Source organism: Methylocella tundrae (genome assembly GCF_901905185.1).
GTDB classification, from domain to species: domain Bacteria; phylum Pseudomonadota; class Alphaproteobacteria; order Rhizobiales; family Beijerinckiaceae; genus Methylocapsa; species Methylocapsa tundrae.
This window is the reverse complement of sequence record NZ_CABFMQ020000079.1, coordinates 15088-29909: the sequence shown is the minus strand read 5'-3', so window position 1 is coordinate 29909 and position 14822 is coordinate 15088. Positions and strand designations below refer to the sequence as shown.

Genomic DNA, 14822 nt, shown 5'->3' with positions numbered 1-14822 from the left:
TTTTTAGTGTCCCCGGCGCGGGTGACGAGCTTTGTAGGCTCAAGATCCGGACGCCGTTGCAAATCCTTTGCGTTTTGGCTTTTGTCCCGGCAAGCTCTATCTCATTCTATGGATTGGACGCATGTCGCAATCGGCGGAATACGCGATGAGCAGTCATGTTGAGAAATCGCCGTTGCTTCGCTTCGATGACGAAGAATGGTTTCGGCGGCTTGGCGGGGTCGCGAGATCGATCGGGACGGACGGATTTCATCGAGAACTGATAGATCTATTTGGGGCCAGCATTCGACATGAATCGAGCTGGATCATCCGTTATTCACGAGTTGCGCCGCCTGATGTTATATATACCCATAATGTCTCCGATGAGATCGTCGATGTCTATAATGAACAATGCTCCGGCGTCGATCCATTTTCACAGTATTGGAAAAGCAATGGCAGCCCCGGAGTTTTGACGCTCTCAGAACTGAAAAATTCAAGCGCGGAATCGATAATCTATAGCAGAATATTCCAGGCGGCGGCAAATGTGTCTGACGAGATGGGAATGTTCTTCTCGACTGTTGGACATTGCTGCTTTGGCCTTTTCCTTGAGCGCGAAAAGGGTCATTTTTCAAAGGCCGACGTGCAGCGCGCCCAGCTGATATTTCCGGCCCTCGAAGGATATCATCGGGCTCATCTCGGATGGCTGTTCAACGATCTTCGGCACACGAACGATACCGAAATAAAGGGCTTCATAAAGCGGCCCACATTGATTCAGGATCGCTTCGGCGTCGAGGTGTATTCCAATGAATCCTGGAATCAGGCGGTCGCCTCGGACGCATCCATCATGTCGACGGTCGCCACGCTGTTCGCCGGTTCGAGCCCTCAGACGCGTCTCCTGAAGGACTTTGTTCTTAAGTCGGAAGTATTCGACAGGGATTTCCCACTGGCGCCGGGAGGGAGAATGTTCGTCCTCGAACCGCAGTCATCGCCCCGCGACGAGCCCGACTATATCAGCCGGATCGCCAGTATTTTGCACATCTTCACGCCACGCGAGCGCGAGATTTTGACCTTGATCATGAGAGGCCAAAATACCGGCCAGATCGCTCAGAAACTGGAGATCAGCAAGGGAACGATCAAGAATTGCAGGCTTCGCATTTACCGCAAGGCGGATGTCGTCTCGGAACGCGCGCTCGTCAAGAAGTTCACGCCGGTTTTCCACTCGCTCTGACTTTCCCGCCGCAGATCAAGCGAACCTGCGTATTTTCAACCCAATGGCGGGAGCCACACGCGGGGCGCGCGATTCGGGCAAATGCAATCGCCGATCCTCGGACACCCGGATGACCAGCCGATCAGCGGACATCTCATTCGATCGCTGCCGCGCCCATGAGCCCCGCGGCGCCTTGACGGAACATCAAGGCCCGCCAGCTCGGCGAAAGCCGCCCCCGCCCGGAGGCGGTGAATTCTTGCCGGCGCCGGCGGCGCGTGATCGACCACGCCGCCTGCGCGCCTCAACGATATGGGCTCAGTTCTTCGCCTTGTCGACCAGCTTGTTGGCGCCGATCCAGGGCATCATGGCGCGCAGCTTTGCGCCGACTTCCTCGATCTGGTGCGAAGCGGCTTTTGCGCGCGTGGCCTTGAACGAGGTCTGGTTGACCTTGTTCTCAAGCATCCAGTCGCGGGTGAACTTGCCGGACTGGATGTCGTTCAGGACTTTTTTCATCTCGGCCTTGGTCTCTGGCGTCACGATGCGCGGGCCGGTGACATATTCGCCATATTCGGCGGTGTTCGAGATCGAATAGTTCATATTGGCGATGCCGCCCTCATAAATGAGGTCGACGATCAGCTTCACCTCGTGCAGACATTCGAAATAGGCCATTTCGGGCGCATAGCCGGCTTCGACCAGGGTCTCGAACCCACCCCGGATGAGTTCGACAAGACCGCCGCAGAGCACTACCTGCTCGCCGAAAAGGTCGGTCTCGCATTCCTCGCGGAACGTCGTCTCGATGATGCCGGCGCGGCCGCCGCCGATGGCCGAGGCATAGGACAGCGCGATGTCATGCGCATTGCCCGAGGCGTCCTGCGCGATGGCGATCAGGCAGGGCACGCCGCCGCCGCGCTTATATTCGGAGCGCACGGTGTGGCCGGGGCCTTTCGGCGCGACCATGGCGACGTCGAGATCCTTGCGCGGCTCGATGAGATTGAAGTGAATGTTGAGCCCGTGGGCGAATAAGAGCGCGGCGCCTTGCTTCAAATTCGGGGCGAGATGCTCCGTGTAAATGTCGCCCTGCAATTCGTCGGGGGTCAGCATCATCACCACATCCGCCCATTTCGCCGCATCCGCGACGTTCATGACCGTCAGGCCTTCGCCCTTGGCCTTGGCCGCCGTGGCGGAGCCCTCGCGCAACGCGACGGCGACATCCTTTACGCCGGAATCGCGCAGGTTCAACGCATGCGCATGGCCCTGGCTGCCATAGCCGACGATGGCGACCTTTTTCGACTTGATGAGATTGATGTCGGCATCCCGATCATAATAGACGCGCATGGCGTGATGTTTCCTCAAACTGCCGCAAGCTTTGCGGGCTTCAGATGATGATGAATGGGCGTCTTTTAGGCGCCGGGGCGGCTTTGTCAAAAATCATTCCGAGCTTTCACATCGGCTGCGGGCCGCGCGAGATCGCGGCGACGCCGGTGCGGGACACTTCGACGAGACCGATCGGCCGCATCAGCTCGATGAACTGATTGATCTTGTCGACGGCGCCCGTCAGCTCGAACACAAAACTCTCGATCGAGGCGTCGACCACGCGGGCGCGGAACGCGTCGGCGAGGCGCAGCGCCTCCTCGCGGTCGGCGCCCTTGCCGGCGACCTTGATCATCGCCAGCTCGCGCTCGACGGAGCCGCCGCGCAAGGTGAGGTCGGTGACCTTGTGGATCGGCACCAGCCGCTCCAGCTGATGGCCGATCTGCTCGATCGCAACCGGCGTTCCGGACGTCACGATTGTGATGCGCGACAAATGCTCCGACTGCACCACCTCGGCGACGGTCAGACTCTCGATATTGTAGCCGCGGCCGGAGAAGAGGCCGACGACGCGGGCGAGCACGCCCGGCTCGTTGTCGACGAGCACGGAGAGCGTATGCGTCTCGATGTTCGATTTGCCGATCGCCGAGGAATAGGGCGAAAGAGGAGCGACTGGAGTGTTTGTCAAAGCATTCATCGCCTTTACACCAACATCTTGCCGGCTGCGTCGATCACGCCTTCGATGTCGTCATCGTCGGGCATCAGCATTTCATTATGCGCCTTGCCCGATGGGATCATGGGCAGGCAGTTTTCGGTCTTGTCGACGATGCAGTCGAAAACCACCGTCTGCGGCGAGTCGATCATCTCGAGGATCGCCGCGTCGAGGTCGGCCGGATTGGAGCAGCGGATGCCTTTGGCGCCATAGGCCTCGGCGAGCTTCACGAAGTCCGGCAGCGCCTCCGAATAGCTCTGCGAGAGGCGGCCGCCATGCAGCAGCTCCTGCCATTGCCGCACCATTCCCATATATTCATTGTTCAGGATGAAGATCTTGACCGGCAGGCGATATTGGATCGCGGTCGACATTTCCTGAATGTTCATCAGGATCGAGGCCTCGCCCGCGATATCGACGACGAGAGCGTCGGGATGGGCGAGCTGCGCGCCGATCGCCGCCGGCAGGCCATAACCCATTGTGCCGAGGCCGCCGCTCGTCATCCAGCGGTTCGGCTCCTCGAAATGATAATGTTGCGCCGCCCACATCTGGTGTTGGCCGACCTCGGTCGTAATGTAGGTTTTCCGCGATTTGGTCAGCTCGTAGAGCCGCTGCACCGCATATTGCGGCTTGATCACCGTTTTCGAGGATCTGTAGGAAAGTGACTTACGCGCGCGCCAGCGATTGATCTGCGTCCACCACTGGCTCAGCGCCGAAGCGTCCGGCGAGGCCTTTTGCGCGCGATAGAGGTCGACCATCTGCCGCAGCACATGCGTGCAATCGCCGATGATGCCGAGATCGATCTTGACGTTCTTGTTGATCGAGGACGGATCAATATCGACGTGAATTTTTTTCGAGCCCGGCGAAAAGGCGTCGAGGCGGCCCGTGATGCGGTCGTCGAAGCGCGCGCCAATGGCGATCATCAGATCGCAATCATGCATGGCGTTATTGGCCTCGAACGTGCCGTGCATGCCGAGCATGCCGAGCCATTTTTTGCCGGACGCCGGATAGGCGCCAAGGCCCATCAACGTCGAGGTGACCGGAAAACCGGTGAGATCGACGAGTTCACGCAGCAGGCGCGAGGCTTCCGTCCCGGAATTGATGACGCCGCCGCCGGTATAGAAAACCGGCCGGCGCGCCGCCAATATCATCGCCACCGCCTGCTCGATCTTGTCGGCGTCGCCTTCAAGCTTCGGCTTGTAGGTTTTGTGCTCGATTTTATGCGGGCCGAAATAATCGCCGACCGCGAATTGCACATCCTTCGGGATGTCGATGACGACGGGACCCGGACGGCCATTCTGCGCGACGTAGAAAGCCTCATGCAGAATGCGCGGCAGATCCTCGATCTGGCGCACAAGATAATTATGCTTGGTGCAATGCCGCGTGATGCCGACCGTATCGCATTCCTGAAACGCGTCTGAGCCGATCAAATGCGTCGGCACCTGGCCCGTGATGCAAACGAGCGGGATCGAGTCCATCAAAGCGTCGGTGAGGCCGGTGATCGCGTTGGTCGCTCCGGGGCCCGACGTCACGAGGAGAACGCCGACCTTGCCGCTCGAGCGCGCAAATCCTTCCGCCGCATGCGCGGCGCCCTGTTCGTGGCGGACCAGCACGTGATGAATCTGGTTCTGGTGAAAGAGCGCGTCATAGATCGGCAGCACCGCGCCGCCCGGATAGCCGAAAAGCGTCTCGACGCCCTGGTCCTGCAACGCCCGGACGACCATTTCGGCGCCAGTCATCAGATTGGACATAATTTGCTCCGGATACACTCGAATGGTTCGACTTGCGATCAGTCAGGCATGCGAGAGGTTAGGTTTGCGGACAATAAAAAAGGCCCCTCAGGGCCTCGGACATGCGCCAGATAGGGATAACGGAGTTATCTCCGTCCCATCTCCGACGCGCAAGATACGATGAGAAGAAATGTCACAATGCATCCTCTAACAAGAGTGCCGCGTTCTATATCCGAGCGCGGCTTCAGCGTCAATATGCCTGTAGTACCCAAAATCGCGCGCCGCGCAGAAAAGCGATTGGCGATGAAAAGCGGTGAGTATAGGAATCGGGCGCATGGCGCATAGCATAGGTTCGAGCCGGACGGCGTCCGGGTTTCTCGCTGTCAAAGCCCTGTTTTTCGACGTGTTCGGCACGCTGGTTGACTGGCGCGGCGGTGTCGCCTCGCAGGCGGAGGCCATCCTAACTCCTTTCGGCTACGCCCTGGACTGGCTGGCCTTCGCGGACGCCTGGCGCGGCGAATATCAAACCGGCATGGAGGAGGTCCGCTCGGGCCGCATCCCCTTCTCGAAGCTCGACGTGATCCACCGCCGCAACCTCGACCGCATCCTGCCGCGCTTCGGTCTCGAAGGCGCGCCGGAAGACGCGCTGACCGCGCTGAACCTCGCCTGGCACAGGCTGCCCGCCTGGCCCGATGCGGCCCGCGGACTCGCGAAGCTGCGCGAAGCATACATCCTCGCGCCGATGTCGAACGGCAATATTTCGCTGCTCGTCGATCTCGCGCGGCATAATGATTTCGTTTTCGACGCCATCTTCGGAGCCGAATTCGCCGGCGATTACAAGCCAAAGCCGGGGGTTTACCTGAAAGCGGCCGCAGCTCTCGACTTGCCGCCGAGCGCCTGTCTGATGGTGGCGACGCATAGTTCGGATCTTGCCGCCGCCGCGGCGTGTGGCCTTCGGACCGCGCATATCGCGCGCCCGGATGAGTTCGGAACGGGTGGCGCGGGAGAGGCGCGTCCGCTCGTTCCAGTTGATCTCGCCGCCGCAGGCATTGGCGATCTCGCCCGTCGTCTCGGGCTTGCCTCCCGCTGAGCTTGATCGGGCGGTTCTAAAAGCGTCACATAATATGGAGATAGCTTTGGAGGCGTCGCGCCGCCGCCGTGCGGCGTCGGAGGGTTTCTTTCCAATCCGCCCCGGCTCAGCTAGGTTCCGACCATGACCAGCATTCAAACGACGGCCCCGGCTTCAGCGCCGATCCGCCGCGTCACCGCGCGGGCGCTCCTCCTCGGCGACCGGATCGACCCCGCGGGGCTCGAACGATCGGATATGATCTCGGCCAATCCGCTCGCTTTCCATGTCGGCGGCAATGGCTTCGTCGCGCTGTACCGTTTCGGCGTCGCCGTGATGATCGGCCTGTCCCCGCTCGAGGAAGACGACGTCCTGAAACAGGTGAAACTGCGGGTTTCCGGTCCGCATGAGCATATCGATGACGAATCCGCCGTGCTCGAAATCTCCCCCGATTTCGATGACAAGATCCCGCCCGGCGGCGCCATAGCGATGAAGGACCTGTCGGAACAGCGTGTTCTCGTCGTGGCCGATGCGCTCGCGAAAACGGTCTCGCTCGGCCGCGACGAGCGTGAAGTCAACGCCGTCTTCGACATTATCGAGCCTTTCGCCGCCAGCCTCGCACGCAGCGGCCGGCCGCCCTGGAAACGGCGATCGATGCTGAAACTGATCGGCCAGACCCTTTTGGTGCAACACCGCGTCTCCGGCCGCGTCGCCGTCGAGGAAAAGCCGGACGTATTATGGGATCGGCCAGACCTCGAGCGGCTCTACGCGCGTCTCGAAGATGAATATGAATTGAAGGAGCGCGCCGAAACATTGACGCGCAAGCTCGACATGATCGTCGAGACCGCGCGCATTCTGACGGACATTCTCGACGCCGACCGCGCGACGAGGCTGGAGGCGACGATCGTCATTCTGATCGTAGCGGAAATCTTCCTCAGCCTTGTCCAGATGGGTTTTTTGAAGCATTAGCGCGCTCATCGCCTGGCCGGCGCGTTCCTTTGAGAACTTGCTTCCTTCCATGACGCTTTTTTTTCACAGCGTCGCGTCGTCCTGACGCTCACGACTTCTCAGGGCTACGCTTTTCTGCGACGCATAGCCTTTTCCAAAAAGTCTCCAACTTTTCGGGGCTATGCTTTAGACCAGAGCGACGAGAAACCGAACACGGAATATCCGGCGCATGAGCGAAATGTTGAAGCAAAACTCCGATCTGAAGGCGGCCGAAAAAGCCGGAGGCCGCGGAAAGCCGCAAAACGCCTGGGTCAAGCTCACTCTGGAACTAGGACCGCTGGCGCTCTTTTTCTTCGCCAATGCGCGGCCCAAGGTGTTTGAGCCGATCGTTGCGCCTTTTCTTCCAGCATCCGTCCTGTCGGGTGACAGCGCCGGCCTTTTCATCGCGACGCTGGTGCTGATGGCGGCGGTCGTAGTCGCCCTTATCGCTTCATTTTTCTTGACGCGCCGTATTCCGTTCGTGCCATTGATGACGGCTGTGCTCGCCGTCGCGTTCGGCGCGCTGACGCTCTATTTGCATGACGCCACTTTCATCAAAATGAAGCCGACTGTGCTTTACGTCTGCTTCAGCGCCGCGCTGTTTGGCGGCCTTGCCTTCAATCGGCCGGTGCTGCCGATCCTGTTTGATCATGCGATGGCCCTGACCGAAGACGGATGGCGCGTGCTGACTTTGCGCTGGGCGACGTTTTTTCTCGTGCTGGCCGCCATGAACGAAATCGTTTGGCGAACCCAGGCGACCAATGTGTGGGTCGCCTTCAAGTTTCCCGGTCTCTTCATTCTGGTTTTTCTGTTCACGCTGGCTCAGTTGCCATTCATCATGCGCAATAAATTGGATGAGGAAGAAGCGGAAAAGGCGCCCGAACATTTCTAGTCAGATGAAGATTACCGATCTAACGCTAGCCCGTTCAGCAGGCAGCGAGTATGGAACAATAACCGCAAATAAAAAAGCATGATCACTCCGATTTGAAGCGATCATGCTCTATAGTCGATACTGTTGAATCCGGGTTGTGCGCAGTCCGGCGAGGCCGTGCTGGTCGATCGACATTTGCCATGAGAGGAATTCATCGACTGTCAAAGTATAGCGATTGCAGGCTTCCTCTAAGGACAATAGGCCGCCGCGCACAGCGGCGACGACTTCAGCTTTGCGCCGGATCACCCATCGCTTCGTGCTAGGCGGCGGCAAATCGGCTACTGTCAAAGGGCTCCCGTCCGGGCCGATGACATATTTCGCGCGATGACGATTGGGTTCGGCCATAATTAAAACTCACCGATCTGACTGCTTGGTAGAGCTCAACATAGGACCTGTGTTTTAAGATTTGCCTAAACGCACATCGTTGTTTTGTTAACAATTCGTCATTACTCGACCGCGATTATTGTAGAATTTCTTGGAAAAGCATCGAATTTCGTGTCAACTTGAAACGTTCGCGGCGTTACGTTACGGAGAGCCGGGCGACGGGACTTGCGCGCTGGCTGCTTCAGCCGCGCGGAAAACCTCGCTGGGGCGGCTCCTCTGCGACATTGCGCCGAGCGGTGAAGAGGCTATATGAGGTGGTAGACGCGCCTCGTCTTGGACGGGCGTTACGGGCGGCTCAGAACGGCCGGGGTCGGGTGTTGAATCGGTGAGTTGAACCAGGCGCGGCGGTCATTCGACGATTGCCGCTCAGCCATTGGCCCGGGGAGAATCGTCTGCGGCGGCAAGATCGAATGAGCGATGGCGACATGAATCTAAGTCCTCCGCCAGCGGCGAACGAGCGCGCCAATTCCAATGCGCTCAATTCGCTTGGCCTTGCGAAAACGCCTGCCGAGACCCGCGTCGTCGTTGCAATGTCGGGCGGGGTCGATTCCTCCGTGGTCGCGGCGCTCCTTAAGGAGCAGGGCTATGACGTCATCGCCGTGACCATGCAGCTTTACGATCACGGTGAGGCGGTTCACAGGAAGGGAGCTTGCTGCGCGGGTCAGGATATTCATGACGCGCGTCTCGTCGCGGCCCGCCTCGGCATTCCCCATTACGTCCTGGATTATGAAGAGCGCTTTCGCGAAAAGGTCATTGATCCTTTCGCCCACAGCTACGCCACCGGCGAAACGCCAATTCCCTGCGTTTCCTGCAACAGCGAGCTGAAATTCGCTGATTTGTTCGAGACCGCGCTCGGTCTTGGCGCGGATGTGCTCGCGACCGGCCATTATGTCTCGACAAGAGGCGACGAGGCCGGCGAGCGGGCGCTGTATCGCGCCTTCGACAGCGCCCGCGATCAGAGCTATTTCCTGTTCGCGACGACAAAGCCGCAGCTCCAGCTCCTGCGTTTCCCCTTGGGGGACATGACGAAGACGCAGGTGCGGGCGCTGGCGCGGCGGTTCGGCCTGATTGTCGCCGACAAGGCCGACAGCCAGGACATCTGTTTCATCCCAAACGGCAAATATAGCGACCTCATCGAACGGCTGTCCCCGGGCGCCGCCGTTCCGGGCGATATCGTCCACGTCGATGGCCGCGTGCTCGGCCGCCATGCGGGCGTGATTCATTACACTATCGGCCAGAGACGCGGCCTTGGGCTCGGCGGAACCAACGCCGGCGAGCCTTTGTTCGTCGTCAAGCTTGACGCCGCGCAGGCGCGTGTCGTCGTGGGGCCGCGCGAGGCGCTGGCCACGCGTCGGGCGCATTTGCGCGCGCTGAACTGGATCGGTGATGGCTCCCTGACCGATATTCCCGCCGCGGGCCGGCCTATTTTCGTGCAGGTGCGCTCGACGCGCCCCCCGGTCCCGGGAATCCTTTACCTCCGGGGCGAAGACGCCTTCGTCGAATTCGCCAATGACGAAGACGGCGTGTCGCCGGGCCAGGCCTGTGTTTTTTATGCGTCCGACCAGCCGCAGGCGCGGGTTTTGGGCGGCGGCTTTATCAGCTCGACGGAAGCTGCGCCTCGGCTCCATCCTTGGGAATCTGCGGATATACAGGTCGAGCCTGCTCAGCTTTAATGGCCGAGAGGTTCAGCGCGTGAATTTCAACACTGACTAACGTTGGGGCTGGGCTTCGGCTAGCATGGCTCCGGGCGCAGCTGGGGGATGGGCCTTTGACAGAGCAGAACCATTCGGGGCAGGCGAGCGCCCTCGAGGCCGTTTACGCGCCCGCTGCCGCGGATGCGGCCGTTCTCGACAATATTCACGTGAAATCATCTTATGCGCGCTGGGCGCCCATCTATGATCTCGTCTTCGCGCTCGTGCTGCGGCCGGGGCGCCAGGCGGCGGCGGCCGCGGCCGAACGTCCGGGCGGGCGCGTTCTCGACGTCGGCGTTGGCACCGGACTCGAACTGCCGATGTTCGACCGGCGCACCCATCTGATCGGCGTCGATCTCTCCGAACCCATGCTGCGGCGGGCGCAGCGGCGCGTCTCGGCGAAAGCGCTGGCCAATGTCGAAGGCCTCATCGTCATGGACGCGATGCGGCTTGCCTTTCCGGACGCGCATTTTGACGCCGTCGTCGCACCCTATGTCCTGACTGTCGTACCGGAGCCTCACGCAACGCTCGACGAACTGGTCCGCGTGGTGAAGCGGGGCGGCGAAATCATCCTCGTCAATCACATTGGCGCCGCGAAAGGCCCAATGGCCTGGATCGAATCCTGGCTCAGCCTGCGCAGCGCGGACCTTGGCTGGCGGCCTGGATTTCAATGGTCGATTCTCGGCGACTGGATCGCTGCTAACCGGTCGGTCAGGCTGCTCGAACGACGCCGGCTCGCGCCATTCGGCCTGTTTACGCTTGCGCGACTGCAGAAGCTTTGAAGGCTTAAGCGAGCAAGGTCAGGCGATAATGTCCGGCGTCAGCTGATCCTCGATAAAGAATAAGCGGTCGCGCAGAATAAGCTTGCGTTTCTTGAGCCGCTGAATCTGAAGCTGATCGGCCGCGCCAAGATGGAGGAGAGCTTCGATCGCGACGTCAAGATCGCGATGTTCCTGACGCAAATGCTCGAGCTCAGCCTGCAACGACGCGCGGTCCGCCTCGCTCACCTTGTCCGTCATGATTTCAGCACCCTTGGACTTCAACAGCTTTGATCGTCGAATCCCTCGAAAGGCGAAACCCAAAGCCAAGCTTCATCCGATGCGCGAAAATAGGGTGGCCGCCCGCCCGCGGCAAGCGCAATGGCGGAGGCCGTCGCGGAAAATGCGCCACGGCTTCTTCATGAAATTTACGTCAGGCTGTCACGAAACCCTTCGCGAAATGGAAATCCTGTGGCACACTGTTCCTGTGCGAAGACTTCAACAAGGAGTTCTGCATGTCACTCGAAAATCATTTGGTCGCGCTCGAGCAGCGCCATGAGGCTCTTGAGAAAGAAATCGAGAAGGCTCTGGTTCATCCTGCCACCGACGAGCTGAAATTGGCCGAATTGAAACGCCGGAAACTCCACCTCAAGGACGAAATCGTCAAACTCCGCGGCGAGTCCTCATTCCCAACTATACATTAGCAGAACGACGGCATAATCATATCTGCTGCGCGAGAGCTGATTGCTGGACTGTACAATACGCGTGCAGGGGTTTCTATGCGGCAAGCATGTGAGCCGGCGGCGCGGCAGGTCGTTGCTGGCCCAGCACTAGCGCGGGCGACACGCGAAGGTTAGCCAACCGTTCGTTTCGCCATGGCTGTTGCGAGCGCGGCTTCGAAGCTGAAGCGACGCTGTCCTTTTGTTTCCGGATGCGACGGCGTCGCGCGGTCGCGACCAGATTGCTTCCGTCAAGTGGGAGCGGGCCAGGGATTGCAAGCCGCCCCCCGCGCCTGCTTTGACCATAATTTGCCTTTCCAGCGCCGATATGGCTTGGCGAAAGGCTGCGAAATCGGCTAAGGGTAGCGTCGCATTGCGCCGCTAAGGGGACAATCAAGGCGCAAGCCTTCGATCTCTGATGCACCCGTAGCTCAGCTGGATAGAGCGCTGCCCTCCGAAGGCTGATGTCAAGGATGCTGTGTTTTGAGTATGATGAAGAAAGACGCGTAAAGTCAGTTTGTTAAGTTAGCCTCAGCGTACCACCCAAGGCCGACAATTTTCCGCGTAAGCACCGCGTAAGCAGCTTCCGGAAAGGCACAGCGGACTCGGGCGTAGCAATCCAGCGAGGTTGCTGGGGTTTTGAGAATTGGATTGTCGAGTGCGTTGACCTGCAGCGGTCGGTCGGACTAGGCAATGTGAGATGCGCCCGTAGCTCAGCTGGATAGAGCGCCACCCTCCGGAGGTGGAGGCCACACGTTCGAATCGTGTCGGGCGCGCCATTTCAGTACAGAACTCTGAACACCGGCTACGCCGGGCTTCCCGCCTGAGGCGGCGACCAGGGTGCGCAGCAGTTCGGATTTCGATCCCATGATGCGGACCTCAGTGTCGGCAACCTCGACGCGCTGGGCCAGCGCGCGCAGGTGATCGCGGCGGTAGCCGCCGCTGTCCAGCCGGATGCGCTGGCGGGCCGCGCGGGCGAAGGTTCTGACCATATCGGGGTTGACGGCCTGATTGCCGGCGTGGTCGAGCGCGGCCTGGGCGCGTTCGGCGTCGGCGCTGGCCTGTTCCCGAATCGCTTTGAGGCCGGCGATACGCTCCTTTAGGCCGGGGGCGTCGAGGTCGGCGACGCCGGACTCGATGGCGTCGAACAGCCGGTTGAGGCGCTGGTCGGTCTCGGCGATCCGCTTGTGCAACTCGGCCAGGTGCTCGCGGCGGCGCTCGGTGCGCTCCTGGCGGCGGTCGAGGACACTGGCGAGGATGGTTTCCAGCCGCTCGGGCCGAAGCAGGCGGTCTTCCAGGTGGCTCGCGACCAGTTGATCGAGCCGGTCCATCGGGATCGAACGGCCCTCGCAGCCGGTCTTGCCCTGCCGGGCTTTGGTCGAACAGGTGTAATAACGATATGTGCCGCCCGCACTACCCTTGCCGGTGCGCATGGTCATCGCGCCCCCGCATTTGGCGCAGAAGCAGATGCCGGTAAGGAGGGTGGGGCCGCTGGTGACGCGCGCCGGCGTCATCCGGGGATCGCGGGCCTTGAGCCGGGCCTGCACCGCGTCGAAGTTCTCGCGGTCGATCAGCGACGGACAGACCATGACCGCCACCTCGCTCTCGGGCTTCTTCTCCCGGTCCTTGTGGGAGCGGGTGTTGAACCTGTGCTCACCGATGTAGGTTGTGCGGGTGAGAATCTGATGGATCGAAGCCAGCCCCCAGCGCCCGCCGTCACGGGTGAAGATGCGCCGCTCGTTCAGGTAACAGGTGATGGCCTTGACGCCCATCGGCCCCTTCACGCCGTCCCCTTCAAGGAACAGGCGGTAGATCAGCCGCACCGTGTCGGCATGCAGCGGGTCGATCTCCAGTTTCTTCTTGGTCTTCGATCCCCGCTGCTCAGCGGCGACGATGCGATAGCCGATCGGTGGCAAGGCCCCGTTCCAGAAGCCTTGCCGGGCGTTCTCATTCATCGCCCGCAGGACGTGTTTGGCGTTCTCCTTGGACTGATACTCGTCGAACAGCGCCATGATCTGCCGCATCATGACGTGCATGGGATCGTCGCCCATCTCCTGCGTGATGGACACAAGCTTGACGCCGTTCTTCGCCAGCTTGCGGACGTAGAACTCCATGTCGAAGGCGTCGCGGAAAAAGCGGCTGAACGAATGGACGATCACCACGTCGAAGGGGGCGGGCTTCGATGTGCCCGCCTCGATCATCCGCTGGAACTCGGGGCGACGGTCATTGGTGGCGGTTGCGCCGGGCTCGACAAAGGTCTCGACCAGCTCGCAGCCGCGAGATACGCACCACGCTTCGCCCTGTCGCTTCTGGTCGGGGATGGAGACATCATGCTCAGCCTGCCGCGCCGTCGAGACGCGCAAGTAGAGGGCGGCGCGCAACGGCACGGTCATCGAAAGGCCCTCCTATCCAGACGTGATTTGGAAGGCAGCGCGGCCTTCTCCGACTTCAGAGTGTCCCTTTTCACAGGAACTGTAACAACGCGAACACCGAGCAGATCGGCCAATGCCTGAAGGGCGGGTGAAAGTCGTGTTTCAGTAACTAGAAGCGACGACCCATTGGGAATTTTCCCTTCAGCCTTCAGTTCTGCTCGCAAGAGCGCCTGATATTTCACGCACTGATAGACTCCACGTTCAAGATCAGCGGCGTTTGCATTCGCAGCCTTAACTTCGACCGCCAAACAACCATCCTTGTGTTCAAACATGACATCCACACGGTCAGCCGATGCGAATAGCCACTCGGTCTGACCGCGGCGGTATGGAATTTTGCTTCCTAGCACCTGGGGATTTTCGGCCACCCATTTCTTGAGCGATTGATGCGCTGCACTTTCTGGCTCGTTTGACCAGCCTTGCTTTCGAGGCGCCTTGCGCTGACTTTCGGAGCGCAAGCTAGGGATGGCATCGGGGATGGGGCTCAAGCCGCATTGATTCAGAATCTCATCCCATTTTTGAAAACGCCAAACCTCCTCCATGGTCTCCTCAGCCATGGCTTTTCGTTGGGCGTCCGTTAGATGTCGTGAGCGTTTCTTGTCGAGGTAGGCGGTGAGATAGTAGTCGCATCCATTGCCGGGAATTCCCGATTTTGCGTTGACGACAAGTGCGTTGAGAGGCGGAACCTTTTCACCAATTTCCTTCTCTATCTCGATACACGCATTGCCAACTGCTCCAGCCGGATGGCCATAAACGACCACATTCACGTGGTGCCCCCATCCGCGCCGCTGTAGCTCGGTGTCCAGTTGACCGTATGTGATTTTCTTTCCCTGCTTCGCACACCACACCAGCAGAGGAAACATCTGTCGTGCTGTAACGGCAGTCCACCCGCCACCGCGGAGAGCTTCAGGAAGCGTCATATCTCCG

General features: G+C 60.1%; 13 protein-coding genes, 1 tRNA gene and 1 pseudogene. 8 read left to right on the top strand and 7 right to left on the bottom strand.

Translation table 11 applies throughout. The annotated features are described in order from the left end of the window. Window positions 1-145 precede the first annotated feature (145 nt). Complete coding sequence (locus MPC4_RS10145; protein ID WP_174512420.1) at window positions 146-1204, top strand: helix-turn-helix transcriptional regulator; 1059 nt, start codon at window positions 146-148, stop codon at window positions 1202-1204. Between the two features lie 294 nt (window positions 1205-1498). On the opposite strand, the gene ilvC is transcribed toward MPC4_RS10145, so the two are convergent. From ilvC to MPC4_RS10130, 3 genes are all read right to left on the bottom strand, one after another. Then, window positions 1499-2518: a ketol-acid reductoisomerase gene (gene ilvC / locus MPC4_RS10140; RefSeq protein ID WP_174512419.1), complete on the bottom strand. Its 1020-nt coding sequence runs from the start codon at window positions 2516-2518 to the stop codon at window positions 1499-1501. Between the two features lie 106 nt (window positions 2519-2624). Further along, the gene (gene ilvN, locus MPC4_RS10135) at window positions 2625-3188 is read right to left on the bottom strand and encodes an acetolactate synthase small subunit (RefSeq protein ID WP_134490713.1); all 564 of its coding nucleotides are present in this window, start codon (window positions 3186-3188) and stop codon (window positions 2625-2627) included. 5 nt (window positions 3189-3193) lie between these two features. Continuing rightward, complete coding sequence (locus MPC4_RS10130) at window positions 3194-4951, bottom strand: acetolactate synthase 3 large subunit (RefSeq protein WP_174512418.1); 1758 nt, start codon at window positions 4949-4951, stop codon at window positions 3194-3196. A gap of 313 nt (window positions 4952-5264) precedes the next feature. Here MPC4_RS10130 and MPC4_RS10125 point away from each other — a divergent pair, with 313 nt between their 5' ends. The 3 genes from MPC4_RS10125 to MPC4_RS10115 all read left to right on the top strand — a co-directional run bounded on the left by MPC4_RS10125 (window position 5265) and on the right by MPC4_RS10115 (window position 7875). Then, the gene (locus MPC4_RS10125) at window positions 5265-6020 is read left to right on the top strand and encodes a haloacid dehalogenase type II (RefSeq protein ID WP_174512417.1); all 756 of its coding nucleotides are present in this window, start codon (window positions 5265-5267) and stop codon (window positions 6018-6020) included. Between the two features lie 123 nt (window positions 6021-6143). Then, window positions 6144-6965 (top strand): RMD1 family protein, encoded by an 822-nt coding sequence (locus tag MPC4_RS10120; protein ID WP_174512416.1) that lies wholly within the window; start codon window positions 6144-6146, stop codon window positions 6963-6965. A 208-nt stretch (window positions 6966-7173) separates the two neighbouring features. Continuing rightward, window positions 7174-7875, top strand: a complete 702-nt coding sequence (locus tag MPC4_RS10115) for a septation protein A (protein WP_174512415.1) — start codon at window positions 7174-7176, stop codon at window positions 7873-7875. A 108-nt stretch (window positions 7876-7983) separates the two neighbouring features. Here the strand turns inward: MPC4_RS10115 and sciP are convergent, their stop codons facing one another. Beyond that, window positions 7984-8259: a CtrA inhibitor SciP gene (gene sciP / locus MPC4_RS10110; protein WP_134490723.1), complete on the bottom strand. Its 276-nt coding sequence runs from the start codon at window positions 8257-8259 to the stop codon at window positions 7984-7986. A gap of 464 nt (window positions 8260-8723) precedes the next feature. Here sciP and mnmA point away from each other — a divergent pair, with 464 nt between their 5' ends. Both mnmA and MPC4_RS10100 read left to right on the top strand, forming a co-directional pair. Next, window positions 8724-9971 carry a tRNA 2-thiouridine(34) synthase MnmA gene (gene mnmA, locus MPC4_RS10105; RefSeq protein WP_174512414.1) on the top strand — a complete coding sequence of 416 codons (1248 nt, stop codon included), beginning with the start codon at window positions 8724-8726 and terminating at the stop codon, window positions 9969-9971. A 182-nt stretch (window positions 9972-10153) separates the two neighbouring features. Continuing rightward, window positions 10154-10771, top strand: a complete 618-nt coding sequence (locus tag MPC4_RS10100) for a class I SAM-dependent methyltransferase (protein ID WP_244605995.1) — start codon at window positions 10154-10156, stop codon at window positions 10769-10771. Window positions 10772-10789: 18 nt separating this feature from the next. Here the strand turns inward: MPC4_RS10100 and MPC4_RS10095 are convergent, their stop codons facing one another. After that, the gene (locus MPC4_RS10095; protein WP_134490729.1) at window positions 10790-11008 is read right to left on the bottom strand and encodes a YdcH family protein; all 219 of its coding nucleotides are present in this window, start codon (window positions 11006-11008) and stop codon (window positions 10790-10792) included. Window positions 11009-11262: 254 nt separating this feature from the next. On the opposite strand from MPC4_RS10095, the gene MPC4_RS10090 reads away from it, so the two are divergent. Next, window positions 11263-11451, top strand: coding sequence for a YdcH family protein (locus MPC4_RS10090; protein ID WP_134490731.1), 189 nt, complete (start codon window positions 11263-11265; stop codon window positions 11449-11451). 717 nt (window positions 11452-12168) lie between these two features. After that, window positions 12169-12245, top strand: a tRNA-Arg gene (locus tag MPC4_RS10085). Here the strand turns inward: MPC4_RS10085 and MPC4_RS10080 are convergent. After that, window positions 12222-13859 (bottom strand): annotated as a pseudogene (locus tag MPC4_RS10080) (recombinase family protein); the annotation flags it as partial. The gene MPC4_RS10085 and the pseudogene MPC4_RS10080 sit on opposite strands and share 24 nt — an antisense overlap. Continuing rightward, complete coding sequence (locus tag MPC4_RS10075; protein ID WP_174512413.1) at window positions 13856-14758, bottom strand: hypothetical protein; 903 nt, start codon at window positions 14756-14758, stop codon at window positions 13856-13858. The pseudogene MPC4_RS10080 and the gene MPC4_RS10075, both read right to left, overlap by 4 nt. Window positions 14759-14822: the final 64 nt, after the last annotated feature.